Source organism: Sulfitobacter sp., assembly GCF_036960155.1.
Taxonomy (GTDB): domain Bacteria; phylum Pseudomonadota; class Alphaproteobacteria; order Rhodobacterales; family Rhodobacteraceae; genus Sulfitobacter.
On sequence record NZ_JBALWB010000008.1, the window covers coordinates 91,610 to 118,054 of the forward strand.

At 53.6% G+C, this 26,445-nt stretch carries 26 protein-coding genes; 19 read left to right on the forward strand and 7 right to left on the reverse strand.

Going from position 1 to position 26,445, the window contains the following annotated elements; all coding sequences use genetic code 11:
* Positions 1-11: 11 nt before the first annotated feature.
* From V7775_RS16745 to V7775_RS16780, 8 genes are all read left to right on the forward strand, one after another.
* Positions 12-854 (forward strand): TRAP transporter small permease subunit, encoded by an 843-nt coding sequence (locus V7775_RS16745; protein ID WP_335753055.1) that lies wholly within the window; start codon positions 12-14, stop codon positions 852-854.
* Positions 854-2,476, forward strand: coding sequence for a TRAP transporter large permease (locus V7775_RS16750; RefSeq protein ID WP_335753056.1), 1,623 nt, complete (start codon positions 854-856; stop codon positions 2,474-2,476). The genes V7775_RS16745 and V7775_RS16750 overlap by 1 nt, the downstream gene beginning before the upstream one ends.
* Positions 2,477-2,489: 13 nt before the next feature.
* Complete coding sequence (locus V7775_RS16755; RefSeq protein WP_335753057.1) at positions 2,490-3,992, forward strand: UxaA family hydrolase; 1,503 nt, start codon at positions 2,490-2,492, stop codon at positions 3,990-3,992.
* Positions 3,989-4,963: a Gfo/Idh/MocA family protein gene (locus tag V7775_RS16760; RefSeq protein WP_335753058.1), complete on the forward strand. Its 975-nt coding sequence runs from the start codon at positions 3,989-3,991 to the stop codon at positions 4,961-4,963. The genes V7775_RS16755 and V7775_RS16760 overlap by 4 nt, the downstream gene beginning before the upstream one ends.
* Positions 4,964-4,983: 20 nt before the next feature.
* A complete protein-coding gene (locus V7775_RS16765; protein ID WP_335753059.1) occupies positions 4,984-5,871 on the forward strand; it encodes an NAD(P)-dependent oxidoreductase in 888 nt (295 codons plus the stop codon).
* A 3-nt stretch (positions 5,872-5,874) separates the two neighbouring features.
* Positions 5,875-6,756: a DMT family transporter gene (locus V7775_RS16770; protein WP_335753060.1), complete on the forward strand. Its 882-nt coding sequence runs from the start codon at positions 5,875-5,877 to the stop codon at positions 6,754-6,756.
* Positions 6,757-6,984: 228 nt separating this feature from the next.
* The gene (locus V7775_RS16775; protein ID WP_335753061.1) at positions 6,985-8,718 is read left to right on the forward strand and encodes an alpha/beta fold hydrolase; all 1,734 of its coding nucleotides are present in this window, start codon (positions 6,985-6,987) and stop codon (positions 8,716-8,718) included.
* An 89-nt stretch (positions 8,719-8,807) separates the two neighbouring features.
* On the forward strand, positions 8,808-9,461 hold the full coding sequence (locus V7775_RS16780; RefSeq protein WP_335753062.1) for a GntR family transcriptional regulator: 654 nt from the start codon (positions 8,808-8,810) through the stop codon (positions 9,459-9,461).
* 3 nt (positions 9,462-9,464) lie between these two features.
* Here the strand turns inward: V7775_RS16780 and V7775_RS16785 are convergent, their stop codons facing one another.
* Both V7775_RS16785 and hemC read right to left on the reverse strand, forming a co-directional pair.
* Positions 9,465-10,448: a class 1 fructose-bisphosphatase gene (locus V7775_RS16785; RefSeq protein WP_335753063.1), complete on the reverse strand. Its 984-nt coding sequence runs from the start codon at positions 10,446-10,448 to the stop codon at positions 9,465-9,467.
* 55 nt (positions 10,449-10,503) lie between these two features.
* Entirely contained in the window at positions 10,504-11,448 is a 945-nt protein-coding gene (gene hemC / locus V7775_RS16790; protein ID WP_335753064.1) for a hydroxymethylbilane synthase, read from the reverse strand.
* A gap of 101 nt (positions 11,449-11,549) precedes the next feature.
* On the opposite strand from hemC, the gene hemE reads away from it, so the two are divergent.
* On the forward strand, positions 11,550-12,584 hold the full coding sequence (gene hemE, locus V7775_RS16795) for a uroporphyrinogen decarboxylase (protein ID WP_335753065.1): 1,035 nt from the start codon (positions 11,550-11,552) through the stop codon (positions 12,582-12,584).
* Positions 12,585-12,647: 63 nt separating this feature from the next.
* On the opposite strand, the gene V7775_RS16800 is transcribed toward hemE, so the two are convergent.
* Positions 12,648-13,652, reverse strand: coding sequence for a replication initiation protein (locus V7775_RS16800; protein WP_335753066.1), 1,005 nt, complete (start codon positions 13,650-13,652; stop codon positions 12,648-12,650).
* Positions 13,653-14,267: 615 nt separating this feature from the next.
* Between V7775_RS16800 and V7775_RS16805 the strand changes: the two genes are divergently transcribed.
* Together V7775_RS16805 and V7775_RS16810 are read left to right on the forward strand one after the other, a co-directional pair.
* Positions 14,268-15,470 (forward strand): AAA family ATPase, encoded by a 1,203-nt coding sequence (locus tag V7775_RS16805; protein WP_335753067.1) that lies wholly within the window; start codon positions 14,268-14,270, stop codon positions 15,468-15,470.
* Entirely contained in the window at positions 15,467-16,465 is a 999-nt protein-coding gene (locus V7775_RS16810) for a ParB/RepB/Spo0J family partition protein (protein WP_335753068.1), read from the forward strand. Before V7775_RS16805 ends, V7775_RS16810 begins: the two co-directional genes overlap by 4 nt.
* Before the next feature lie 126 nt (positions 16,466-16,591).
* Here the strand turns inward: V7775_RS16810 and idi are convergent, their stop codons facing one another.
* Positions 16,592-17,119 (reverse strand): isopentenyl-diphosphate Delta-isomerase, encoded by a 528-nt coding sequence (gene idi, locus V7775_RS16815; protein WP_335753069.1) that lies wholly within the window; start codon positions 17,117-17,119, stop codon positions 16,592-16,594.
* 336 nt (positions 17,120-17,455) lie between these two features.
* Here idi and V7775_RS16820 point away from each other — a divergent pair, with 336 nt between their 5' ends.
* Together V7775_RS16820 and V7775_RS16825 are read left to right on the forward strand one after the other, a co-directional pair.
* Positions 17,456-17,920, forward strand: a complete 465-nt coding sequence (locus V7775_RS16820; RefSeq protein WP_335753070.1) for a c-type cytochrome — start codon at positions 17,456-17,458, stop codon at positions 17,918-17,920.
* A 131-nt stretch (positions 17,921-18,051) separates the two neighbouring features.
* On the forward strand, positions 18,052-18,669 hold the full coding sequence (locus tag V7775_RS16825; protein WP_335753071.1) for a 3'-5' exonuclease: 618 nt from the start codon (positions 18,052-18,054) through the stop codon (positions 18,667-18,669).
* Between the two features lie 65 nt (positions 18,670-18,734).
* On the opposite strand, the gene V7775_RS16830 is transcribed toward V7775_RS16825, so the two are convergent.
* Positions 18,735-19,421: a type 1 glutamine amidotransferase gene (locus V7775_RS16830; RefSeq protein WP_335753072.1), complete on the reverse strand. Its 687-nt coding sequence runs from the start codon at positions 19,419-19,421 to the stop codon at positions 18,735-18,737.
* 86 nt (positions 19,422-19,507) lie between these two features.
* Here V7775_RS16830 and V7775_RS16835 point away from each other — a divergent pair, with 86 nt between their 5' ends.
* The 5 genes from V7775_RS16835 to V7775_RS16855 all read left to right on the forward strand — a co-directional run bounded on the left by V7775_RS16835 (position 19,508) and on the right by V7775_RS16855 (position 24,179).
* Positions 19,508-20,764: a cytochrome P450 gene (locus V7775_RS16835; protein ID WP_335753073.1), complete on the forward strand. Its 1,257-nt coding sequence runs from the start codon at positions 19,508-19,510 to the stop codon at positions 20,762-20,764.
* Between the two features lie 11 nt (positions 20,765-20,775).
* Complete coding sequence (locus tag V7775_RS16840) at positions 20,776-22,065, forward strand: glutamine synthetase family protein (protein WP_335753074.1); 1,290 nt, start codon at positions 20,776-20,778, stop codon at positions 22,063-22,065.
* A gap of 10 nt (positions 22,066-22,075) precedes the next feature.
* Entirely contained in the window at positions 22,076-22,390 is a 315-nt protein-coding gene (locus tag V7775_RS16845; RefSeq protein ID WP_335753075.1) for a 2Fe-2S iron-sulfur cluster-binding protein, read from the forward strand.
* A gap of 3 nt (positions 22,391-22,393) precedes the next feature.
* A complete protein-coding gene (locus V7775_RS16850) occupies positions 22,394-23,044 on the forward strand; it encodes a GntR family transcriptional regulator (protein WP_335753076.1) in 651 nt (216 codons plus the stop codon).
* A 331-nt stretch (positions 23,045-23,375) separates the two neighbouring features.
* A complete protein-coding gene (locus V7775_RS16855) occupies positions 23,376-24,179 on the forward strand; it encodes a substrate-binding domain-containing protein (RefSeq protein WP_335753077.1) in 804 nt (267 codons plus the stop codon).
* 46 nt (positions 24,180-24,225) lie between these two features.
* On the opposite strand, the gene V7775_RS16860 is transcribed toward V7775_RS16855, so the two are convergent.
* Complete coding sequence (locus V7775_RS16860) at positions 24,226-24,696, reverse strand: MaoC family dehydratase (RefSeq protein WP_335753078.1); 471 nt, start codon at positions 24,694-24,696, stop codon at positions 24,226-24,228.
* 11 nt (positions 24,697-24,707) lie between these two features.
* Entirely contained in the window at positions 24,708-25,712 is a 1,005-nt protein-coding gene (locus tag V7775_RS16865) for an NADP-dependent oxidoreductase (protein WP_335753079.1), read from the reverse strand.
* Between the two features lie 47 nt (positions 25,713-25,759).
* Between V7775_RS16865 and V7775_RS16870 the strand changes: the two genes are divergently transcribed.
* Positions 25,760-26,413, forward strand: a complete 654-nt coding sequence (locus V7775_RS16870; RefSeq protein ID WP_335753080.1) for a histidine phosphatase family protein — start codon at positions 25,760-25,762, stop codon at positions 26,411-26,413.
* The last annotated feature ends 32 nt before the right edge of the window (positions 26,414-26,445 follow it).

The following is a 26,445-nucleotide window of genomic DNA, read 5'->3' on the forward strand; positions in this document are numbered from 1 at the left end:
GAAACCAATAGATGCAGAAAAGCACAGGACAGATTACCGAGTGGCTGTTACCGCTCGCATTTGTAGCCATTACTTCATGGCTGATCTGGCATCTGCCCGCCTTTATGCTGGATTGGATTCCTTACGCGTCAGACTCCCTGCGGGCGCAAGTTGAGGCCATCTATCTGCGCGCTGATGTTACCCCGAATCTGGGCGGCGTCTTTGGTGGGCATATCGATATCATTGATATCACTGCCCTTATCCTATTTCCCGTTACGTTGTTCTTTGGAACACGCGGAGTCCGCGCTGCCGCCATGGAGTTTGAAGGCGTTAGCGCAATTGATCGGGTCGCCCTTTTCATTGGCCGTGTCACCATGATGATGATCGCGGTCATGACATGCGTGATGCTGTATGAAGTGTTTCTGCGTTACGTCATCGAAAAGCCCACCGAGTGGGCCAATGAAATGACGCTGTGGTTTGCTAGTTTTACCTTTCTGATGTCGGGTTTTTACGCCATGCAGCAGCGCAGCCATATCCGCATCTTCCTGATCTATGATATCGCACCGCGCTGGCTTCAGAAGGTGTTTGACTGCATCACAACGCTGCTAATTGTCACTTTTGCGTTCTTCCTTGTCTACGGCAGCTACAAACAGGTTTTTGTAAACAAACTCTACAAATGGGAGCTGTACGGCTCGGCGTTTAACCCGCCAATCCCCGCAACACTGCAACCGATGGTGCTGATCGTGATCACGTTGGTGGCAGCGCAGGCCGTGCTGAACCTGTTCCAAGATTGGAACAAGATACCCGAGGTTCACACTGATGAACCCGACCAAGAAGAAATTGACGCGCTGAAACGCGCAGTGGGGCAAGACTAATGGATATCGGAACAATTTCACTGGTGCTGATGCTGGCGCTGATTGCCCTTTTGGCAATTGGCATGCCGCTTGGTCTCGCCTCTGCATCCCTTGCCGTCTTGGTACTGGTGATGAAGTTTGAGCCCGCGCTGCTGTTTAACCCCTTCACTTTTGGCGAAGGCACCCTGACCAGCAGGCCCGGCACTGGACCGCTCTATATCCTTGCGCAAAAGATATACGGGCTCTTAACGGACTATGTCCTCATATCGGTGCCGCTGTTTATTTTTATGGCCTCCCTGCTGGAACGTTCCGGCATTGCAAAGGACATGTATTCCTCCCTCAACGTTTGGCTGTCGCGCACGCGTGGCGGCATCGCCATCGTTACCTCGATCATGGCCGTCATTATGGCTGCAATGTCGGGCATCATCGGCGGCGAAGTTGTGCTGTTGGGTTTGATCGCACTGCCGCAAATGCTACGGCTGGGATATAATCAAAACCTCGCCATTGGTGTGATTTGTGCGTCAGGCAGCCTTGGCACTATGATCCCACCGTCGATCGTTTTGATCATCTATGGCCTAATCACAGAAACCTCGATCAAGGCGCTGTTCACGGCGTCCTTTATTCCCGGATTTATGCTGGCCTCGATGATCATCACCTACATCATCGTGCGCACACAGCTTCACCCCGAAGACGCCCCCCTGCCCGAACCTGATCCAAATGATCCGCCCCGCACAGAGAAACGCAAACTGTTTGGCGCATTCATGAGCATCGTCGTCGCTGGCTTTTCCACTGTGTTATTCATCCGCGCCGCGTTCTTTGAGCTGTCCGGCTCTAACGCCGCCAGCGAAGGTGACGCCGCCCGCCTAGGCACTGCCGCGCATATGCCGTGGCTAGCCGGGATCATTATTGTCGCTCTTTTGCTGATCTACTTTGTCTTTGGCCGCGAGCGCGCCAAGATCGGCTGGGACATGGGCAAGGGTCTTGTCGCGCCGATGGTTGTGATCGGCGTTGTCATGGGGTCCATTTACGGTGGCATCACCGGCATTACCGAGGCCGCTGGCATGGGTGCTTTCGCCGTTCTGGTCATTGCGATCTTGCGCGGTGAAGGGTCCTTTGCATTGGTCTGGGAAAGCCTGATGCGCACGCTACGTTCAACCGGTTCCATCATCTGGGTGACAATTGGTGCCGCCTCCCTTGCTGGCGCCTATACCATCGCTGGCGGTCCACAGTATGTGGCCGATCTAATCGTAGGCAAAGAACTCCCAACAATGGGCGTCATCCTGATGATGATGGTAATCCTACTGTTCATGGGCGCATTTATGGATTGGGTTGGCATCGTGTTGCTGATCATCCCCGTGTTCCTGCCCATCGTTCTGCGCCTGCCGATCGAGGAAATCGGGTTTATCGGCCAGTTAGAGCCACAACATGTCTCGATTTGGTTTGGTGTGGTGTTCTGTATGAACATGCAGGTCAGTTTCTTATCACCACCCTTTGGACCAGCCGCGTTCTATCTCAAATCTGTTGCTCCACCGCACATCAGCCTCACAGATATCTTCCGCGGCTTCCTGCCCTTTATCGGCATTCAGATACTCGCCCTTTCAGTTCTTTTGATCTGGCCAAATATCATCAGCCTTTTGCTGTAACTAGAGACTAATTATGGATTTTGTACGCCTCGACCGCGCCGATACAGTTGTCACCGCCACCCGCGCGTTAGAGGTGGGGGTGGCCATTGAAGGCATCTCCACAAACGCCCTGATCCCGTCAGGCCATAAAGTTGCGACCAGTGCTATGCGCAGTGGCGATCCCGTGCGCAAATATGCGCAGCTGATTGGCTATGCATCTTGTGACATTGCGGCAGGGGACCACGTACACACCCATAACGTCGAATTCCGCAACACTGACATGGCCTATGAGTATTCAACCGATCTGCGGCCTATTGCACCTGCAACCACCCAAGACACGTTCATGGGATTCCGCCGCGAAAACGGCCGCGTGGGCACGCGCAATTACATTGCGATTGTGACGTCAGTAAATTGTTCGGCTACCGCCGCGCGGATGATCGCCGACCACTTTACACCCGATGTATTGGCGCCATATCCCAACGTAGACGGTGTTGCCGCATTTGTGCATGGCACGGGTTGCGGCATGGCAGGCGATGGTGACGGGTTTGAGGCGCTGCAACGTGTGATGTGGGGCTACGCAAAACACCCAAACCATGCGGGTGTTTTGATGGTTGGCCTCGGCTGTGAGATGAACCAGATTGATTGGTTGCTCGAAGCTTACGGCCTAAAACAAAGCCCGACCTTTCAGACTATGAACATCCAAAACGTCGCAGGCCTGCGACGCACCGTTGAACTGGGCATCACCAAGATTGAGGCCATGTTGCCCATCGCAAATCAGGCCACCCGCACCCCCTGCCCTGCATCTGAATTAATGGTCGCGCTACAATGCGGCGGCTCGGATGCGTGGTCTGGCGTCACGGCTAATCCCGCGCTTGGCTATGCCTGCGATCTGCTAACTGCCCAAGGTGCCACAGGTGTGTTGGCCGAAACACCTGAAATCTACGGTGCCGAACATCTGCTCACCCGCCGCGCGGTTGACCGCAAAACAGGCGACAAGCTGATCGGCCTGATCAAGTGGTGGGAGGATTACACCGCCCGCAACAAAGGCTCGATGGATAACAACCCGTCGCCCGGAAACAAAAAGGGTGGGCTTACAACCATCCTTGAAAAATCACTGGGGGCAGCGGCAAAAGGCGGCACGACACCCCTCATGGGTGTCTATAAATACGCGGAACCCGTCACTGCCCGTGGGTTCACCTTCATGGATTCACCGGGCTACGATCCTGCCTCCGTCACCGGACAAATCGCAGGCGGCTGCAATCTGGTATGTTTCACAACTGGGCGCGGCTCGGCTTTTGGGTCCAAACCAGCACCTACCGTGAAGATCGCTACCAATACCGAGATGGCCACCCGCATGTCTGAGGACATGGACATTGACGCAGGTGAAATCCTATCCAAGGGCGTCAGCGTTGAGGAAAAGGGCCGTGAGATTTACGAGATGTTCCTGCGCGTCGCCTCGGGTGAGGAAACCAAATCCGAAGCCCAGGGATTGGGCGATTACGAATTTGTGCCGTGGCAAATCGGAGCGGTGATGTGAAACGCATCCTTGTTGTTGGCGGTGGTCTAATTGGCAGTCGGCATGTAGATGCCGTGCTGGCGCATCCTGCCTGCGAACTGGTCGGGCTTGCCGATCCTGACATGACATTGCGCACCGACGTGACCCGATTTGCTGCCATGGCAGAGGTAGATGTCCACGTTGATGGTGTGATCATCGCCACGCCCACACAGTTACATGCGGATCACGCAATCGAAGCTGCGCAGCGTGGCTGGCACATGTTAATTGAAAAGCCCGTGACCGAAACATTGGAACAAGCTGGTGCATTGGTTGCCGCCGTCAAAACCGCAAATGTGCGCACGTTGGTTGGGCACCACCGCCGCTATCACACCCATGTGGAAAAGCTTCGTCAGATGATCACCAACGGAGATTTGGGCACACCAATCACCGCCACAATGATCTGGGCCATGCGCAAACCTGACGCCTATTTCCAAGACAACTGGCGCAGCACCCATGGCAGTCCTGTGATGATCAACCTCGTGCATGATGTCGACCTGCTGCGATATCTGTTTGGTGACATCGACGAAATCCACGCCTTGGGGTCGCGCCACATACGCAACGCTGGCCGTCCCGAAAGCGGCGCAATAGCTATCCGTTTCAAAACTGGGCTCACCGCCGCAATCAGTTTTGCCGATACTGCTCCCAGCCCTTGGGGATTTGAGGCAGGCACAGGCGAAAACCCCAACATCGCCACAACAGGACAAGACATGATGTGGATCACCTGCGCCAGCGGCTCCGTTTCATTCCCATCCATGACCGTCTGGAGCGGATCTGAGGATTGGTCCCAAACGCCCAAATCGCGCCAGCTCCCCCATTCCAAAACCGATCCACTCGCAGCTCAGATGGATCACTTCATCGACGTTCTAAATCAAAAAGCGGCGCCTAAAATTCCGGTAGATGACGCCGCACAGTCGCTTGCCGCAACCCTTCGCATTCAAGAATTACTTACATAGAAAAACTAAGGACTAACCCCATGACAAAACCAACAATCGGATTTATCGGCCTCGGCTTGATGGGCGGTGCAATGGCCGGGCGCCTTCAGGACCAAGGTTATGCATTGACCGTTCTGGGCAACCGCGATCGCACTTATCTGGATGCGGCAATCGCACGTGGCGCAACCGAGGCCAAAACAGCCAAGGAAGTTGCTGCGGCCAGCGACATTGTAATGTTGTGCATGGGAACCTCGGATCATGTGGAGGGTCGCATGCGCGGAGATGACGGCGTGATCGCGGGCCTGCGCAAAGGTGCAACTGTTGTCGATTTTGGCACTTCATTGCCCGCCAGCAGCCGCATGTTAGCATCTGAAGTCGCCAGCGCCGGCGGCGCGTTCCTTGATGCACCCCTTGGCCGCACACCCAGCCACGCCAAAGATGGTCTGCTCAACATTATGACCTCTGGAGACAAGGCGGCATTCGACAAGGTCGAACCCGTGCTAAAGGAGCTTGGTGAAAACGTGTTCCATTTGGGCTCTGTCGGTTCAGGGCACACGATCAAACTGATCAACAACTTCTTTGGAATGACGGTCGCCAACGCAATGGCCGAAGCATTTGCAATGGCCGATGTTGCGGGTGTGGAACGCGAGCAGCTTTATGATGTGATGGCCGCTGGGCCTCTGCGTTCGGGTATGATGGATTTTGTCAAAGCCTACGGCGTAGACGGGGATGCAACCATGTTGGCCTTCGCAATCAAAAACGCGGCCAAGGACGTCGGGTATTATGCCAAAATGGCAGAAGACGCAGGAATCGACAGCGTGATGTCCAAGGGTACCCTTGCCGCGCTTAATGATGCACGCGATCACGGTCAGGCGGATGATATGGTCAGCCAGATGGTTGACTACTACGCACAGAAGTTCGCGAAATAACTCATGGCTGTCACCGCTGGATCCACTGCTAATCTACCGCGCCTCGGCATCTTAATGATGCTGGGGGCTTGGTTCTTTTTCTCAATTGTGGACACCAGTGCCAAATGGTTGGCCATTGCGGGTATCCCAGCCTTTCAGCTGGCGTTTATGCGTTACGCCAGCCACTTTGTCATTTCCATTGCGGTGATTGCTAAGGATGGCTTTACCAGAGATCGTTTTCAGACGGATCATCTTTGGCAGGTCATCAGCCGCGCGCTGTTACTTGTCTCAGCGACACTAAGCAATTTTTATGTTCTGAAATTCCTACCGCTGACGGTGGTGTCCGCGGTTATGTTTTCCAGCCCTGTGATCGTGTGTTTTCTTTCTACCTCGGTCCTAAAAGAACACGTTGGCCCATGGCGCTGGGGCGCAATTTTGTTAGGGTTTATTGGTGTGTTGATTGTTGTGCGCCCTTTCGGCGAAACCTTTCATCCAGCCATGCTATTGATCCTTTATAATGCAACTGCGCTTGCTTTTTATTCTATTATGACGCGGAAACTTTCTGGCATTGTTGCGGTGGATACGATGCAGTTTTACATGGGGCTGGTGGGTACATTTGTGCTGCTTCCCTTTGCGGCATGGACGTGGGTCCAGCCTGACGGGGCATGGGCGATGAGTGTTCTCATCGGAATAGGCGTGATGGGGTGGGCAGGGCATCAACTTTTGACCACTGCACACCGCTTTGGTACGGCGAACCAGCTCATGCCGTTCACCTATTCATTCCTTATCTTCGTCGCGATCTGGGGGTATTTCCTGTTTGGTACTGTCCCTGACAAAATGACCGTCATCGGGGCGATTGTGATCATGGGTGCAGGCCTGATCATCTGGAAAAGGGAACAAGCCTAGCACAAGCCTCCCCACACCAAAGCCCATGGCCCATGGCCCATGGCCCATCAGACGAATCTGCGGCTTCACATTCTCAGGTACAAGAGATGGCGAACGCGCTGTCTAATTTCAACCAACAGTAGTTTTTGAGCCTCTAAAAGCTCATATTTTGTCCATTAAATCGTTTCGTCTATTCCCCAATCGCCCCTTGGGCACGCATAGTGGTGCAAATAGATTTGCGGGGACTTTATGACAGATCCGACAAACCCATCTGCAAGCACCTCACCTAAAACCAAGGGTGAACTGATTGAGAGCATCTATCGCATCGCTCTTGAGCCACAGACATACGACAGCTTTATGGGTCACTGGGACAACTTCATCCTAGATCAAGTTTCCAAGCTGAACACATTGCAGGCCGACAACTCTGATCTAAGTGCCGCAATCACCGAGACAGAAATTTCAAATCATTTTGCCATCGCTATGCAACTGTTGGAACAGGCGGGTCGCCCAGATGCATCTGACAAAACTGAAACCGTGCGCAGCAGCTTGCCGCAATTGGTATTCAATGGTGAAGGCATCTTGGTCTGGCATAACAACGCTGCGCACAACATCTTTGGCATCCGCTATGGAACCACACTGGATGATTTCAATCTCAGTGATGAACACCGCGCCGATGTAAGCGCATTATTGGCAGGCAAATCGGCCACCCTAGTTGTGCTTACCCGTATGCAGCCCGCTGACGGCAGCAGACAAATCCCCATGGCCTTTCAGCTTTCAAATGACTCTCCTCAGGAAAGGCTGTTTATGGCGACCCAAGTCAAGCAAAGTTGGCCAAATAGTACAGGCGAATTGCTCAGTAACGGGTTCGGTCTTAGTAAGTCCGAGATCGATATCTGCGAGCTTTTGGTAGAGGGGAAAAGCACTGCTCAAATTGCCCAAACACGGCAAAGCGCATTGGAAACTGTGCGCACCCAGATGAAAAAGATCCTGCAAAAGACTGACAGTTCCGGACAGGTTGAACTGGCTAGTCTGTTGCACGGAACTATGCGTTTAGCAGAGCAGGAAACCAGCAATCCGGCGCCTGCCGCAAAAATCCCTGACACAGTTATCAACATCAGGCTCAAAGATCGCCTTATGCCCGTGGAAACATTTGGTGATCCCGATGGAACACCCGTTATATTTTTTCACGGCATGTTAGACGGCAACGCCATGACAGACGGCCTGCGCCGCCAAATTCGTGACCGCGGGTTTCACTTCATCGCGCCTATTCGACCATCGTTTGGGAATGCCGCGCCGGATAATCGCGAGAACATCAGCACCGCGCCTGCAAGACTGGCGCGAGATATCGAAGCATTGCTGGATGCTACAGGAACCCAGCGGCCCATCCTTTTGGGGCATATGGCGGGTTCAGTTTATGCTTATGCCGCGGCCGCCCATCTAGGTGACCGTATCCGGGGCATTTTATCAGTTGCCGGAGGAGTCCCCCTCACATCCGCATCACAGTTTGCGTCTATGTCAGTACGCCAGCGCGTGGTCGCACTGACAGCGCGGTACACCCCCCGCATCCTGCCCTTTGTTATTCGCGCCGGAATCAACCAGATCGACAACAACGGAGAGCGGCAATTCCTGCATTCCCTTTATCAGTATAGCCCCTGTGACATGCGCCTGTTGGCAGATCTTGAAATCCGCGACATCATCTTTTCAGGGTACCATTTTTCCAGTACACAGGGCCACCGCGCGTTTGAAATCGACAGCTATCATGTTGTCCGTGATTGGACATCAATCCTTGCCGAAAGCGATCACCAGATTGAAATACTCCATGGTGAGGGAGATCCAGTAGTGAGCATCGCCTCTGTTGAGGCCTTTGCACAGCGTCTAAGCAACCGCGCATCCCTCACAAAGGTTCAAGACTCCGGCCAACTGGTTTTATACGATCAACCCGAAGCAGTTGTAGCGGCACTTGAGCGCTTGCGCGATCTTTAGGGTCTCAGGGTCACATGCGTGCAATCCCCATGGTCAATACGCTTGATCCTTGCGATAATGGGTCAACGCATTCTTTGACAGGTCCGAATATGTCCTCAACCGCTCCCCTGCCCGACCACGAGGTCACGTACCGAAAGGCTCGCGATTTAATCCTATTCGGAGAACTCGCCCCCGGTGAAGCTGTCACAATCCAAGGCATCGTTGAACGCTTGGGCACAGGCATCACACCCGCACGCGAAGCCATTCGCCGCCTCACCGCCGAGGGTGCCCTGCGCGCAACCGAAAACCGCCGCTTGATGGTTCCCGAACTCACCCTCGAACAACTGCAGGAACTGACTTATGCCCGCACGGGCATTGAGCCCCAAATTGCGCGGCTGGCTGCCGTGGCTATTGAGCCTGAAGACATCGACGCGCTTGAGCAAATTGACGAACAGGTCAACACCGCCCTGCGGACCGGAGATATCCAAGCTTACCTGCGCTATAACCACGTCTTTCACTGGACGTTATACGCGCACTCAGAGGCTGAAATATTGATGGCCACGGCCGCGTCACATTGGCTGCGCGTCGGGCCGTCCTTGCGGGTGATGGTCAAAGGGGGCGAAAGCACCCCAATCCCCGACATGCACGAAGTTGCCATCGCCGCACTACGCGATGGTGATTACGAAGCCGTGGGCGAGGCTATTCACAATGACATTTTACAAGGTCATTCAAACATTGCCCACGGGCTCGATGAGGCGGATTAGAGCCTATTTTTTGTGATATCCCTCTATCACTGCAACCTCACCGCGTGACCCCAGAATAACCGACACGCGTTGGTGGTGGCCTGTTGGCGCCACTTCCATGATGCGGCCATATCCTGTTGATGACGCGCCGCCAGCCTGTTCGACCAGCATTCCCATTGGGTTTGCTTCGTACATCAAACGCAACTTGCCTCCCTGCGCCGCATTCCCTGTATCTTTGGGATACAAGAACACACCACCGCGCGTCAGGATGCGGTGAACATCTGCAACCATGGATGCACACCAACGCATGTTGAATTTCTTGCCGCGTGGCCCATCTGCGCCGCGCAAACAATCATCAATGTAGCTTCGCACAGGTGTGTCCCACAGATCATAGCGCGAAGCGTTGATCGCAAATTCTTGCGTTTCGGCGGGGATGCTCATTTCTGGCTGCGTCAGCAAAAATTCACCCGAACCAGGATGATGGGTAAAGCCGTCTACCCCCTGCCCCGTTGTGATCACCAAACCAGTGGATGGACCATAAATCGCGTAACCCGCCGCGATCTGCTCGGTTCCGTTGATCTGTACGGCGCTCGCCTCTGGCGCAATCGCCGCGTCCAGTTTCACGATGGAAAAGATTGTGCCAACCGACAGGTTCACATCCAAGTTCGACGACCCATCAAGCGGGTCATAATAGACAACAAAATCCCCAGCCTGCGGGGCCGTTTTGCGCCAGTTCACTTCGTCAACTTCTTCAGACACCAACGCGGCAACGTTTGGGTTAGCACCCACAATTTCCTGAAATATCTCGTCCGAGATCACATCCAGCTCTTTTTGCGTCTCGCCCTGAATGTTTTCAGTTTCAGCAGCCCCAAGAACACCTGCAAATGCGCCGTGGCGCACACGGTCTGCAATCATCCGGCAGGCAGTTGCGATGTCTTCCATCAGGATCATCAGATTGGTGTCTGTGCTTTGTGCCGTCAAATGCTGGCGCAACGTTGTCTGTGTCATATGATGTCCTGTCTGGGCACGTGCCCCTTGGTAAATGTCTTTTTTGGTGCTGGTTTCAGCGCCAATCGAAAAATTCTGGACCGGCTTGGGACAGCAGCTTTTGCGCCATCTCTTTACCGGCCTGCACGCCATCCTCAATCGGGCAGCTTATCGCGTCATTTATTGCTTCAGATCCATCTGGCCGCAAAACCTCACCGCGCAAATGCAATGTGCCGCCGTCCAGTTCGGCCAAACCTGCGATGGGCGTCTCGCACGAACCATCCAGTTCCAACAAAAAGGACCGCTCAGCCGCGAGACGTTGTCCCGTTGGTGTATCATGGATCGCACTCAGCATTTCTGCCATGTTTGTATCCTCGACACGGCGTTCGATTCCAATGGCACCTTGGGCGACTGCGGGCAGCATCACATCAGTCTCTATTGGTGTCTTTGGCACGTCATCCATGCCCAAACGGTTCAGCCCAGCCATCGCTAGGAATGTCGCCGCAGCAACGCCATCTTCGAGCTTTTTCAAACGGGTTTGCAGGTTTCCCCTGAACTCAACCACCTCAAGGTCAGGACGCTTCAGCATCAGTTGCGCGCGACGACGCAGACTGGATGTTCCCACTACTGTCCCCGCCGCGAGTTCTTCCAAACTGCTTGCAGTGGGTGAGATAAACGCATCGCGCACGTCTTCACGTGGCAGATAGGTATCAAGGATCAGGCCCTCGGGCTGAAGCGTCGGCATGTCCTTCATCGAGTGCACAGCAATATCGATCTTACCCGCCACCATGTCCGCCTCAATTTCGCGAGTGAACAAGCCCTTGCCGCCAATCTCTTTCAACGGGCGGTCAATGATCTTGTCCCCCGTCGTCTTAATCACAACAATTGTGAAAGCCTCAAATGGCAAATCAAACGCTTTGGCCAAACGTTCCCGTGTCTCATAGGCCTGCGCAAGCGCAAGCGGCGATCCACGGGTTCCAATCATCAAGGGCTGGGCGGGGCTAGGTAAATTCATTGTCATAACCCTTCCCTAACGCTGTAAGCCAAACCTGACAACTCTTGTATAACCCTTCGGCTTTGTCGCATTATGCCCCGAGCCAAATTCAATGATTGAGACAGCATATGACCTCCCAGAAAACGATCCTGCGCGCCCTTGCGGGGGAAACCCTCCCTACTCCACCGATCTGGATGATGCGTCAGGCGGGTCGTTACCTGCCAGAATACCGCGCAACCCGCGCGCAAGCAGGCGATTTTCTGAAACTGTGCTACAATCCTGATCTTGCGGCCGAGGTCACACTACAACCCATCCGCCGCTATGGGTTTGACGCGGCAATTCTGTTTGCCGACATTCTTCTGGTGCCTCAAGCTTTGGGCGCTGATCTATGGTTTGTCACTGGCGAAGGTCCGCGCCTGTCCACCATCACCACCCAAGCCGAGCTGGATAAGCTGGTCCCTGCCGATGCAATCCACGATCACCTAAGCCCTATTTATGAAACCGTAAAAATCCTGTCCAAGGAATTGCCTTCCGAAACCACGCTGATCGGATTTGCTGGCGCGCCGTGGACGGTAGCTACCTACATGATCGCCGGCCAAGGCACACCAGATCAAGGACCAGCGCATGCACTTAAGACAGAAAACCGCGCAGTGTTTGACAGCTTGATGGACCGCATCACCGACGCGACGATCCACTACATGTCAAAACAGATCGAAGCGGGCGCCGAAGTCATGAAAATCTTTGATAGCTGGGCAGGATCACTGCAAGGCTCTGATTTTATGGATTATTCCATCAAGCCCATGGCACGGATTACAGCAGCGCTTAAGGAAAAACACCCGAATGTGCCGATCATTGCCTTTCCCCGCGGCGCGGGTGAGCGGTATACAGGCGCGCATGCAGCAATTGGTGCAGATTGCATCGCTGTCGATGACGGCGTCACAGCGGAATGGGCTGCAGAAAACCTTCAACCCAGTGGCTGTGTACAGGGAAACCTAAAATCAACGCATATGGTTACAGGTGGTGACAAGCTGGTGTCTGAAACCCGCCGCACAGTTCAGGCGTTTTCAAAAGGGCCGCATATTTTCAACCTTGGCCACGGCATTACACCTGACGCTGATCCAGAAAACGTACAGCTGATGATCGATACAGTGCGCAACGGATAAAACCGCGGTCTTAGATCGTAGCATCCTTGGTCAGTAGGACCAGGGATGCCCCCCTACCCCATCCTAAATCGGATTGGCCTCTGCGAAGGTCTTGAAGAACGCCAGAAATGCGCGGTCTGGATCGCGCGGCGCGTCCTTACCCTTGGCCCAATCGCGCCATTCCCCCTCGACATGATAGATATCAAATCCGGGATAGCGCAAACGCGCGGTTTCATAGGTATCAGGCCGCAGCGCCGCCCCCCGCGTCTCTAGCCAGACAGGCCGTGGCCGCGATGCTTGCGCGCGCTCTTCTGTCCGCACCTTTCGCCCGACCTTGGAAAAGCTAAGCTCCCGTTCTGCTTCGGCCTCGGATTTAGCATCCTTGCGCCACCATCGCAGTTCCACATGGGTAACCCGCCGCCCCGTTTTAATCGGTAACACTTCAACGACGAAATCACTCAGCATACAGACTTCGTTCACGGCTGGATCAATCGCCCGCAGCTTTAGGTTCGACCATGAGGTTAGCTTGCCCTTTGGCACCCCCAAAATTCCGCGCAGATCATCCACGCCGAATTTCTCGGAGGACTTCCACCGAAGGTTTCCGCGTTTCTGGATCATCTCATAAAGCGTCAGCGCATATTTTGAGCTAAGGGCAAACATCACCTCCCGCTGAAGTCGCGCAAAGACCGTACTGTCCTTGATAATGCGGCGCAAACGCGTTGGGATTTCATATTCTAACAAACCATCGCGGCGGGTTGTCTCTATATTGCCGCCGAGCAGTTGAACCCGTTCAATCGCGTCTTCGCCATCCCGTTGGACTTTGACCTTCACGATGGACCCCATCAATCGCTCGATCGACTCCCCTACCCTATCGTTTGAGTTGTGCGACCCGCGCAGATCGGATTTGGAAATCACATGGGTAACCGGCTTTTCAATCGCGTCCCACGCGTTTTCCAAAAGCTGATTATAGATTCGCCTGTCCGCCAGCGTCAGCGGGGTAACCTCAACGAGGTCCACCAACTCACCTGGTTTTACCAGACTTTCTGCATTGGGTCGCGCCGTAATGGTGCGATAAGGTTTGGTTGCCATCTGCTCGCTTACACGCTTATTCTTACTTTTGTATCTGCTTGGATGTAAGTTAGCGCAAAAATTGCCCATGGGCAATCACCCGAAAAGTAAGGATAGAAATGCCTATTTCCAAACATCCGATTCGCATCTAACTGTAATTTAGCACCTTTTTACCCACCGCCTAGCCATATCAGGAGTGCACCCAAAAGGTAAGAGTTTGGACCGTCCCGATACGTAAGAGAAGCAGTCCCAGTACGTAAGTTTAAACCACCCCATGTGTAAGCAAAACAGTCCCAATACGTAAGTTTAGAGCCTAATATTGCCCTATTAACAGTATGTTCCGGTGCCTGAACACAGAAGACTCTGAAGATAGAACCATTAGCAGTTTTTATGATTCTTGTTTTAGGTAGTAAAATCCAGTGTGGAGCACCCAAATTCCTTAAACTTACTTTTTGGGTGTTTCCTGTGGATAACTCGCATATTCTTATCAGAACTTCACTGAGACTAGGTAATTTCCAGTCAAAACCACATATCTTCCATATTTCGCGTTTTTGAGGCCACTTCTCAGAATATTCACACTTGAGCATTCCTCCGCAGCAGTTCATGATTCTAATATAATCATAACATGAGGATCTCATGGAGCAGCCTGTTCTTCCCCCCGTCACCCTTGCCGAGCTTGACGAATTGTCAACGCGTGCATCTACTGTCATCGCACGCCTTCGCGATCGCCTCTTTGCTCCCGGGAGCAGTAAAACACTTGATCTACGGTTCACGGTTAGAAAAGCCGCTGAGATGGTGGGCCGTAGTGATAAACTAATTCGAGACGCTGAGGCGGACGGTCGCTTGCCTCAGCCGGAAAAAGACCCCAAAACAGGCCGGCGCACTGGCTATAGTCTTGCACAAGTCAATGAGATGCGTCGCGTGTTTGGCACCCTGCCCCACCGTGCGCCTGAAGATCCTGCTATGGTTCTGGCCATTCAGAACTTTAAGGGCGGCGTCGGTAAATCCACAACCGTTTGTCACCTCGCACAATTTTTGGCCCTTAAAGGGTATCGTGTCTGTGTGATTGATTGTGACAGTCAGGCAAGTACCACTAGCGTCTTTGGTCTTAATCCCGACATTGACGTAGATGAAGAAGAAGAGACACTTTACCCCTTCTTCCGTCACGGTGGGCCAAAGTCGCTGCACTATGCACTTAGGGGTACTTACTGGCCCGGCATTGCCTTGATCCCTGCCAATCTGGGGCTCTATGACGCTGAATACGAATTTGCCGCCCGCATGGCCCGAGATCAAAGTTTTGTTCTTGACCGGCTGCGGGAAGGAATCGAAAGTATCAAAGACGAGTTCGATGTGATTTTGATGGATCCCCCGCCTGCGCTTGGAATGTTATCTTTGTCGGTGTTGCGCGCAGCCAATGCGATTGTGATCCCTGCGCCGCCGAACAACATCGATTTCGGCTCTACCGCGCACTTCCTCAAAATGATGGGCGCAACACTAAACGAGCTGGCGCGGGCCGGCGGTGCGCGCGATTATGCTTTTATTAAAATTTTAGCGACCAAAATGAACGACGGTAAATCAGCGCATCAAGCGATCAAGCGGATGATGGATGCAGTTTTTCCACATGATATGTTGAACGCTGTTCTGAAAGACAGTGCCGAAATTGACAACGCGGCGGCAAACCTAGCCACCGTTTATGAATTAACAGGCGCGGCGACGCGTACGGATACACACCGTCGGTGTCGTGCTTATTTGGATGCGGTCAATAGTGAGATCGAACTTTTGATCCGCAAAACATGGCCGAGCCATCACAAGGGCCTGCGCAAGGAGGGGCTGCTATGAGTAAAAAACATGACGCGATCTTTGATGATGTTCTAAGTGATCTGGATTCCCCTAGGCCTGCGGTGGGCCCGCGTGAATCTGCCCGCTTTCTAAAACGGTCAACTGCGATCAGCGATCGCCTGACTGGGGAACTGGAAGAGAAAACACTGCGCTGGATTGATCCCTCGGAATGTCGGATGTGGGAACGGCACAACCGCGACTACGATCTGCTCAATGAGGAAAACTGCCGTGATTTGATCGATGGTATCCGTGCACAAGGACGCCAGGAATTTCCTGCCATCGTGCGCCCAATTGATGATCCTGATTACAAATATGAAGTGATCTGTGGCGCGCGGCGTCACTTTGCGGTCAGCTGGCTTCGCAAGAACAACTACACGCAATTTAAGTATCTAATAGAAGCGCGTGAGATAAGTGACGAAGAGGCGTTTCGCCTCGCTGATATCGAAAACCGTGAACGTGAGGATATCAGCGATTACGAGCGGGCGATTGATTACGCGGACGCTATCGCGCGCTATTACGGCGGCAAGCAAAAGGCGATGGCAGAGCGGTTGGAAGTAAGCCAACCTTGGCTTTCGCGTTACCTTGCATTGGCCGCCTTGCCAGAGCAAATCGTGAGCGCATTCCCCTCTATCCGTGACCTCAAAGAGCGCCATGCGCGTGACCTTAAACCTTTGCTCGCGCGACCAGCTACTGCCGATCCCATGCTTGCACAGGCAGCACGGATTGAAGTGCAGCAGCAATCAGCCCGAAATGGACGAGGGCCATTTGTTGATCCACTTGATGTGGTGAAACAACTGCGGTTGGCTGCGGAGGAACCAAAGGTTAAACCAGCACGTAAGGCCGATGAGGTGATCTATCGACGTTCCGCTGGGGAAAAGGGTGTTACTGCTCGGAAACGGGGCCGCAAGTTCCAGCTAGAATTTGAGGATAGCCTGTCGGAATCCAGCCTGCGCGGGGCCTTGGATGCCTTTTTGAAGGAAAGATTTGGGAAATAAACGTTGCCCATGGGCAATATTCGCATAACTAGCTGAAAAATAATGTAATTCATGAAATTTACGAACAGGCAGGAATAAATTCCCTGCCTATTTTTTTGTTTTAGGTTAGGAAAGATATAAAACAGGCTAATCCGAACTGCCAAAAATGAGCGCGCTGTGCTGCTCCATATATATCTTCAACCAAGGTGTGAAGATTTCAGGAGTTTCTGCTATCTCGCTCCGAAGAGCATCCAACGTGACCCAGCGCGTGTCCATAACTTCGTCAGGATTTGGTGTAAGAGCCGTACCCTGAGAGCCAGTCACAATAAAAACTTCAACCAACTCATGTTCGATCAAGCCGCCGCCAACGTCTGCACGATATTCGACCTGACCGCGGGGCAGGGGTTGGACGTTGTTAATGCCCAATTCTTCCTCCATCCGCCGTACAGCACATGTGACATCGTCCTCACCCCAATGGGGGTGCGTGCAACACGTGTTCGCCCAGAGACCAGGCGTGTGGTATTTTCCCAGTGCGCGGCGTTGGATTAACAGGGCATCATCAGCCATTAAAAAGACGGACACTGCTTTGTGTCGTAACCCACGCAAATGCGCTTCAAGCTTCTCAATGGGCTGTAACGCTCCATCAATCCACGCGGGGATCAAAATGTTTGTCATAGGCTCTCCGCAAGGGCTGGACCAGACGCGATGCTCTGCAAAGAGGCCCGTCAGATGCGCGTGGGTCTAACGGCAATAGGGGGCAGGGCCAAGGGGCTAAAGCTATGGTGCGAACTTTCGCCAAAAAGGGCAGGGAACACTGTGCCCCTGCGACACCGCGCCGCAAATATAGGTCTACTTCGCGCGGGGGGGCCGTGATACATTTGACAGGCTGAAATCCAGCAGGAGGCGAACGCGCGCTTTCGTCTTAGCAAGAATATTGTAAGCATCGGCATCAATGGCCTGCGCGATAAGTTCATTGGGCGCGCCACTGCAGTGAAGTTCTAGGAGAACTAAATGAAACTATTCACATTTACGGCATTGGGCATGGCCCTTTTGAGTGCGCCAGCATTTGCTGACGGCCATGCAACGGGCGATGCCGAAGCAGGCGCCAAGGTCTTCAACAAGTGTAAGTCTTGCCACACAATTGCTGACGCTGAAGGCAATAAGATCGTAAAAGGGGGCCGTACAGGGCCAAACCTTTACGGTGTTTATACCCGAGTTGCTGGCTCTAGTGATTTCAAATATGGCAAGTCCACGATTGAGGCAGGCGAAGCTGGCGTCACCTGGGACGAAGAATCTTTTACCAAATTCGTAGCCGACCCAAAGAAATTCCTTATCGAAGCTACTGGGGATTCACGTGCGAAATCTAAGATGTCGTTTAAGCTCAAGAAAGAGCAGGACGCGGCAAATGTTTGGGCATATCTAGTTTCAGTTGGTCCAGCAGTAGAAGTTGTGACAGAAGCTGAAACAGACGGCTAAACTGGTCAGACTGTTCTAAATGGCTTTTATGGCGGTCCGTGTTGGGCCGCCATTTCTATTTACGGGCTGGGATGGCAATCCCGTGGTTTCCTCACTGGCGACTCGCCGCATGCAGTATTACGGTGAAGTAGATGATTACATTGTTCACCCCCATTCCAAGCGGCCCTTTTCGGTTTATCGCGTTGGACGTTGAGACGGCCTGCAATGATGTCGCGAGCATTTGCCAAATCGGGATTGCTTGCGTTGACACAGTGGGGAAGATTGATAGCTGGACAAGCTATGTCGATCCTGAACAGCAGTTTGATAGCTTCAATACGCGGCTGCATGGGATTGGCCCAGACAGCGTTATGGGGGCGCCTACATTCCCACAGGTATGGCCTGCTCTTCATGAGCTGCTTTATTCCCATCACCTTGTTCAACACAGCAACTTTGACAAGGCTGCGTTAAATGCGGCCTGTCGGGCGTACCGCTTGCCTGCCCCAGACCTCAGCTGGAGCGACAGCGTAAAGATCGCGCGCCAAGCATGGCCTGAATTCAAGGGCAACGGCGGACACGGGCTAGGGCACTTAAAGACTGCGTTGGGGCTGGAGTTTCAGCACCATGATGCTGGTGAAGACGCCCGTGCAGCGGCCGAGGTAGTCTTGCATGCGGAGGCCCATTTGGGCCGCACGTTTGAACAACTTGCCCAGACCTCGCAGAAGTCACAATTGTCATTGTTGGACCATATTAATCTGCGGACTGTGCGCTAACAGGTCCGGCTTAATGTGTTCCTAAATATAGAGTTTGGGTTTAGTTCTTAGGAAGTATGCGCTGGTTATGTGTCTGCCTGTTCGAAAAACAAAGCTATCCATTCTGCCAACGCATCTAGGTCTGTGTCCTTGATCAATGTTTGGGCAGCCTCGTCGGTGGTTTCTTTGCCGATGTCATCGGCAAAGGCGTTTAGCAGTGCTTTGACAAAGCTGTTGGTCATTTCTGGATGGTATTGCGTGGTGAGAACGTGGTCGTTGATGGCAAAACCCGCGATCTCACATCCCGGTGTCCGCGCCACTATTTTTGCGCCTTTGGGCAGAGACAGCACTTGCTCCTTATGCGCGGCATAAAGCGGCACAGTTAAACCACTATCCTCGAATGTAGTCTCAATTCGCCCAAGGACCCACCCATCCGGATTGTAGCCAACCTTTGCCCCCAATGCGCGTGCGATCACCTGATGGCCAAAGCACGCGCCAAACATGGGAATCTTTTTGTCGATGGCTGTGCGAACCAGTTCTTCGAGTGTGGAAATCCAGGGGGAGCCGTCATGCACCGACGCAGGACTACCAGTGATCAATAGCCCGTCAAATTCTAAGGTGCTGGGAAAAATACCATCCTTGACGGGATAGACTTCGATTTCCCAATCGGGGCGGACGCGGTGCACTAAAGATGAGAACTTTTGCCCATCATCGGGGTGATGTTGCGCAAAAGTACTGGCATCCGTGTTGGTCATCAGGATGGCCAAGCGCATAAATTTTCCTTTACAAGTTCAGAAACGATTATAATATAATTTTGAACATTATAAATATAATTAGAATCTTGCAAGACGGAGAAGCTATGACAGTTTGGGTTCCAGAGGATGATGGCTTTGCCGATCTTGCGTCTCACGATAGTTTTGCACAGGGAGCGCCCCACAACACATTCTCACGGTTGCGCAGGGATGACCCTGTCAGCTGGACGCCTTATGCGCAGGGGAGGGGGTTTTGGTCCGTCACGCGGCAAGCTGATATTCTTGCGCTGAACCGTCAAAGTGATCTTCTTTCGTCGGCACATGGAATTCGGATCGAAGATCAATCGCCAGAGGAAGTTATTGCGCGGCGGACCTTTCAGGAAACAGATGGGCGCGAGCACATGAATGCGCGCATCAAGGTGGCAAAGGCGTTTTCAAAGAATGTGATCGCTGGATTTGAACAGCAGATCAGGGACCTTTGTGTCGAGATTTTGGATAAGGCGTTAGCGCAAGGAACGTTTGATGCCACCAAGCTGATTGCGCGGGAACTGCCCATGCGGATGCTGGGCCGCATTCTAGGCACGCCCGAGGAAGATCTGCCTTGGTTGGTCGAGAAAGGTGATGCGCTAATCGCCAATACAGACCCTGAATTTACGGATCATGTGCTGGACAAGATGACAACGGATGAGTTCCGGCTGATGCCGTTTAACTCACCGGCTGGGGCGGAATTGTATGCCTATGCCAAGGATCTGATGGCACGCAAAAATGCGGCCGGCGATACGGATGGTATTCTGCATCTGATGATGCAGCCGGGTCCTGATGGCAGCGTGATTTCTGATATAGAATTTCGAAACTTTTTCTGCTTATTGGTTGCGGCGGGTAATGACACAACGCGCTATTCCATTGCGGCAGGATTGCAGGCGATGTGCCACCAACCAGAACTGTTGGGCCAAATGCAACGTGGCGATGTCTGGGAGACGGCACCAGATGAGATCATCCGTTGGGCAACGCCAGCATCGTATTTCCGCCGAACTGCGATGCGGGATTTTGAACTGCATGGCAAAACCATCAAGGCAGGGGATAAGGTTGTCTATTGGTTTGCGTCGGGCAACCGCGACGAAGATGCGTTTGAGGATCCGATGCGGGTTGATTTGATGCGCAGCCCCAACAAGCACGTATCGTTTGGGCAGGGCGGCCCGCATGTGTGTTTGGGCATGTGGCTTGCGCGGCTCGAAGTGCGGGTTTTGTTCGAAGAACTAGCCAAACGCATCATTGGGATTGAGGCGGCTGGTCCGCACAAATTCCTGCGTTCTAATTTTGTCGGTGGGATCAAATCCCTGCCCGTCATTGTCCATTTGTCCTGAGGGAGGCCAACATGCCAGATCGTTTGCGCGCAATATTTTGCGACCACCTAAGCTTAATTCGCGGAAAATACCTGCCGCCATCCAAGATAGGCGACGATGACACGCGGTTCTGCCGATCAACGTTTGGGGTGCATTTTGATCGTGATTTACTGCCGTCTCCCGGCTCAATGATGCTAGAGGGGTTGCCGGACATGGAACTGCGTTGGCGCGGTGAGGATATCCGCGACAGCTGGCATGCGAACACAAAGATAGTGCTGGGCGATCTCTATGATCATAACGGCGACCCTTTGGGTGTTTGTCCGCGCGGAGCGTTGAAGCGCGCGACTGCCGCATGGGAGGCCAAAGGCCTGTCGCCCAAGATAGGGATTGAGCTGGAGGCGTTTGCCTTTCAACACGGCGATGATGGAACATTGGTTCCCTATGATGCGCCAGGGGCTGTGGTGTACGGCACTGGCCCTACCACTGATCCGCTCGGATTTAATGATGCGATTTGGGAACGGGCCACTGCGCTGGGGTTCAAGCTGGATATGATCACAGCGGAATATGATGCGTCACAGTTCGAATATACGCTTACATTCGATGATGCGCTTAGGGCGGTTGATGACATTATTCTGTTCCGCCTTTTGGCCCGTGAAGTTGCGCTGGAGCATGGCGTTGTCCTTAGCTTTCTGCCCAAACCGATGGAGCAGGCGGGTGGCTCTGGCATGCACATCAATTTTTCCTTTGTGGACAGCGACGGCAATAATGCGTTGACGCAAAATGGCAAAAGCGGCCCCGATCACATGAATGATCTTGCGCGCGGATGTGTGAGTGGTTTGGTAGAACATCACCGCGGCCTTGCCGCATTGGTCGCACCAACAACCCTGAGCTATAAACGTCTGCAACCCGCAAGCCTGTCTGGGTATTGGCGCAATTGGGGCGGTGACCACCGCAATGTCACCACACGGGTAAGTGCCGAAGGTGGCGCCAAGGCGCGTTTGGAGCACCGGATGGCAGACGCCTCTGCCAACCCTTATATCGCCGTGGCTTCTGTCTTGCAGGCGGCCTTGTTGGGTGTTGATAATTCATACGATCTGCGTGCGTTAGAGACTGGTGATGGGTTCGAGTTGACTGATGCAGATGAGGGCGTCGCAGAAGGGCTGGCAGGGGCATTGGCTGATCTAACCGCTGATGTTGTGCTGGCTGAGGCTGTTGGTCGGGAGCTGGTGGACAACCAGCTGTTTATGCGCGAAGCGGAAGTTGAAAAGACCGCCTCGATGGATCACGCGGCGCTGCGCGATTTTTACATTCCATTCTTGTGAGGGCTGAACGATGAAAGCAACATGGACACTGCCGGACGGCAGCACCAAAACAGCGGATGTGACTGCGGGAACCAACCTAATGGAAGCGGCGGTTGCCAACGACATTCCGCAGATCGAAGGCGCCTGCGGCGGATGCCTGTCTTGTGCGACGTGCCACATTTTTGTGGATGCAGATTGGCTGGAGAAAGTTGGCGAGGTTGGTGATTTTGAAGATGCCATGCTAGACGCGACCGAGGTAGAACGCACTGCCGCAAGCCGCCTGTCGTGCCAGATTGAAATGCGCGCAGAACTGGACGGCATTTCTTTGACTGTGCCATCGGAGTAAACAATGGGGTCACAAACCCAAATGGTGATGGACACCATTCTGGCAAAGATCGACGCGGGGGTGTTGGACCCCGGTGATGTGATTGCCGAAGATGCGCTGATTGCCGAACTTGAGATTTCACGCACTCCGTTGCGCGAGGCGTTGTTGCAACTTGAGGCGCACGGATTGGTGTCGCGTCAGCCCCGCAAGGGGGTTGTTGTATTTCGTCCCACGCTTGAGGAATTCCTTGCGATCTTGGAGGTGCATGCAAAGCTGGAAGGGCAGGCGGCTGGATTGGCTGCGCGGCGTCTTTCGCCTGCGCGTGCGGATGCTTTGCGCGGTATCGTTGCGGCGTGTCGCGCGCATCATGCAGCACATGGCGATGGGCATCCCAATGAATATTACCAGCTTAACCTTGATTTTCACCGCCTTGTGGGTGAGGCATCGGGTAATCCCTATTTGCTAGAGATGATCAAATCCAATGCGCGAAAATTGATGGCCTATTACCGCGCGCGTTATCGTACTGTTGGTGCGATCAAGGCATCAGCGGCCGAGCACGCAGAAATTGCCCAAGCGATCCTTGATCGGCGCAGTGACGAAGCCGAAGCATTGATGACACGCCATGTGCAATTTGATCATGTCACTGCGATGGATTTACTTGCGTCGTTTGATTGAATTTCCAAGGTCCAGTTGGCGCTTTTTCTACGTGCGGCGACGCTTTTTCAACTATGGCGGTATGGCATCCTGGATAAGATGCAGACAAGATCACTACATAAGAAAGTAACCGCAGCACCACCTGTCAGATTGAGGTCGTTACCCTTGCCGTCAGTCGGCAAGGCAACAAACGAGTTCTTTTCAGCCCATGATCTAGGTCAAACGCGCTGTCTGGCAGATAAGGTACTGTTCATGTTGTATGGACAGGTGCGTGAACGCGGGGCGTCGAGTTGTATTTCAATGGGTCTGAGATGTCTCAGGCATAGGCATTCCTTAGAGGAGATATTGTGGAATGAAACGAATGATTGTTGCTTTGGTTATGATGGTTTGGACCAGTACGGCCATGGCGCAGGAAACGATGCGTATGGCGGTTACAACCTCATTCCATAACTCCGGTTTGGCAGATGTCCTATTGCCCGTTATTGCAGAGGACCTTGGACTAGAAGTGCAGCTTTTGGTTGTTGGAACGGGACAGGCGCTCAAACTTGGGCAGGCGGGGGATGTGGATGCGATCCTTGTTCACAGCCGCGCAGCCGAGGAAGCGTTTGTGTCTGGTGGGTATGGTCCGCACCGCATTGAAATTATGTACAATGATTTTGTTGTCATTGGACCTGAGAGTGATCCAGCAACTGTGGCAAATGCGACCACAGCCAGTGACGCTCTTGGGGCTATAGCAAGTAGCCAAGCAGCGTTTGTCAGCCGTGGCGATGACAGCGGTACACACAAAAAAGAACTAAGCCTTTGGCACGATGCCGGGCTGGGCGCGGATGGCTTCGGCTCTTGGTACAATGCGGTGGGGGCTGGCATGGGCGCTGCGCTGAACACCGCGTCAGGTTTGGGGGCGTATATTTTGGCTGATCGGGCCAGCTGGCTTAACTTTGGTAATAAGGGGGAGCTGGCGCTGCTGTTTTCCGGCGATCCGGTGTTGTTCAATCAATACGCCTATCTACCCGTCAGCGTAGAGCTGCACCCACATGTGAAATCAAAATTGGCAACACAGCTAGAGGTATGGCTGACAAGCCCAAAGGCGGCGGAACTGATCAACACCTATACCATCGGTGGCGAGACGCTGTTTACCTTCAACGCCAAGCCGTAAATGCAGATGGCCTGATCCAATGTGCGGATCAGGCCATGCCGCAAAGTTAGTCTTCGAACACTGCAAGGCCAAGCCATTCGGCGATAAGGGCAGGGGTTTCTTCGCCCTCGATCTCGATCGTCAAAAGGTTCTCACGCAACATGTTTGTGGGGCCTTTGGATGTGACTTTTTGCAAGGTAAAGCGGCCGCGCAGGCGGCTGCCTGCAAGGACAGGTTTCAAGAACCGCAGTTTGTTCATGCCATAGTTGATGCCCATGGATTGGCCGGGCAGCATGTTAAAACAATCATAGGCAAACCGGCTGGCCAACGACAGCGTCAGGAACCCGTGGGCAATTGAACCACCAAAAGGGGTCTCGGCGGCGGCGCGTTCTGGATCGACGTGAATCCACTGTTCGTCTTGGGTTGTCTTGGCAAAGTCATCGATCATCTTTTGATCGACGGTGATCCATTTGGATACACCAACTTCGGTTCCGATCAGCTTTTTAGATTCTGTTAGGGCGGTTTGTAATGCGGACATGCGCGTCCTCCTCATGTTGGATCAGCAGACACGCGCACCATGCGCTTGCCCTTGTTGTCGCCATTGAGCAATCCGATCAGCGCACTTGGTGCGTTTTCTAATCCCTCAACGATATCTTCGGTAACCTTGAGCTGGCCACGTTCCATCATGCCTTGCATGGCGCGAATGGCGGTTGCGTCATTGTGGGCAAAATCCATCACAATAAAGCCCTCCATGCGCAGGCGTTTCACGACCAGCGCACCGGGAAGGTTGCGCGGGCCAGTAGGCGCGGTGCTTTGATATTGGCTAATGGCGCCACAGCACACAATCCGCCCGCGTTCGTTCATAAGGTTGAGGGCGGTTTCCAGAATGGTGCCACCCACATTGTCGAAATACACATCAACACCTTGAGGGCAGGCGGCGCGCAGGGCTTTGAACAGACCATCAGCGCGGTAATCAATGCAGGCGTCAAAGCCGAGCTGCTCCATCACCCAATCGCATTTTTCCTTGCCGCCCGCGATACCAACCACGCGGCAGCCCAGCGATTTTGCGATCTGGCCCACGTAGCCGCCGACCGATCCGGCGGCGGCAGACACCAGAACCGTTTCACCCGGCTGGGGTTGGCCGATTGACATCAGGCCATGGTAGGCGGTTTTGCCTGCGACCCCGAACACTGACATCAGGTTGGACAGTTTTGGGACGGGTGGCAGTTTGGTTGCTTTGTGGCCTTGGATGGTGATGTAATCAGACCAAGTGGCTTCGGCGGCGACGAGGTCACCTGCGGCCAGCTTGGGGGAGTTGGATTCAACCACTTCACAAATCGCATAGGTGGGCATGGCGTCGCCTGCGTTTACAGCCGCGCGGTAGGTTGCGCCCTGCATCCAGGTCCGGTTGGCTGCGTCGATTGACATAAGAATGACGCGCAACAACACTTCGCCAGCTGCCGGAACAGGCATGGCGGTTTCTGACAGTGCAAAGTTGTCGGGGGTCAATTCGCCAGTGGGCAACTCGGTGACGATGATTTGGCGGTTTGTCATGGTGCGGTCCTTAGGTCTACTGTGTCGGAAAATGAAAAGGATTGGCTATGAGTAACGAAGCGCGGCAACATCGGTTTACTCCAGAGGCAGGGGCTTGCGACATGCTGTTGATCCGGCACGGTGAAACACAAGCTGCCATTCGAGGCGAGATGTTCCCGATGATTGACGGGCAGGGAAACCCGACGCTGCGCCCCGAGGGCCACGCGCAAGCGACGGCTTTGGGGGAGCGTCTGAAATCCGAAGCGATTGACGCGATCTACGTTACGACAATGCAGCGCACGCACCAAACGGCGGCACCGCTTGCAGTTGCTTTGGGGATCACGCCGAATGTCGAGGCGGACTTGCGTGAGGTTTCCTTTGGGGAATGGGATGGCGGCGAATACCGGTTTCGTGCTGCGGAAAACGATCCGATCTTCCTGCGCGCAAAAGAAAAGGAATGCTGGGGAGAGTTGCCCGGGGCTGAAACATTCGTTGAGCTGCAAACCCGCGTTGTCCGAGGGTTGCGCAGAATTGCAGTTGCGCATCCCGATCAACTGGTTGCGGTTGTGGTGCATGGCGGTGTTGTTGGTGCGGCGCTGGCTGCTGCGACGGGTTCGCGCAATTTTGGATTTATGGGTGCCAACAACGGCTCGATCAGCCGCGTGGTTGTTCACGGTGATCAAATGATCCTGCGTGGGTATAACGACGTGGCGCATCTGTAAGGCGCGCCACGCTTTGGTTTTGATGGAATAAG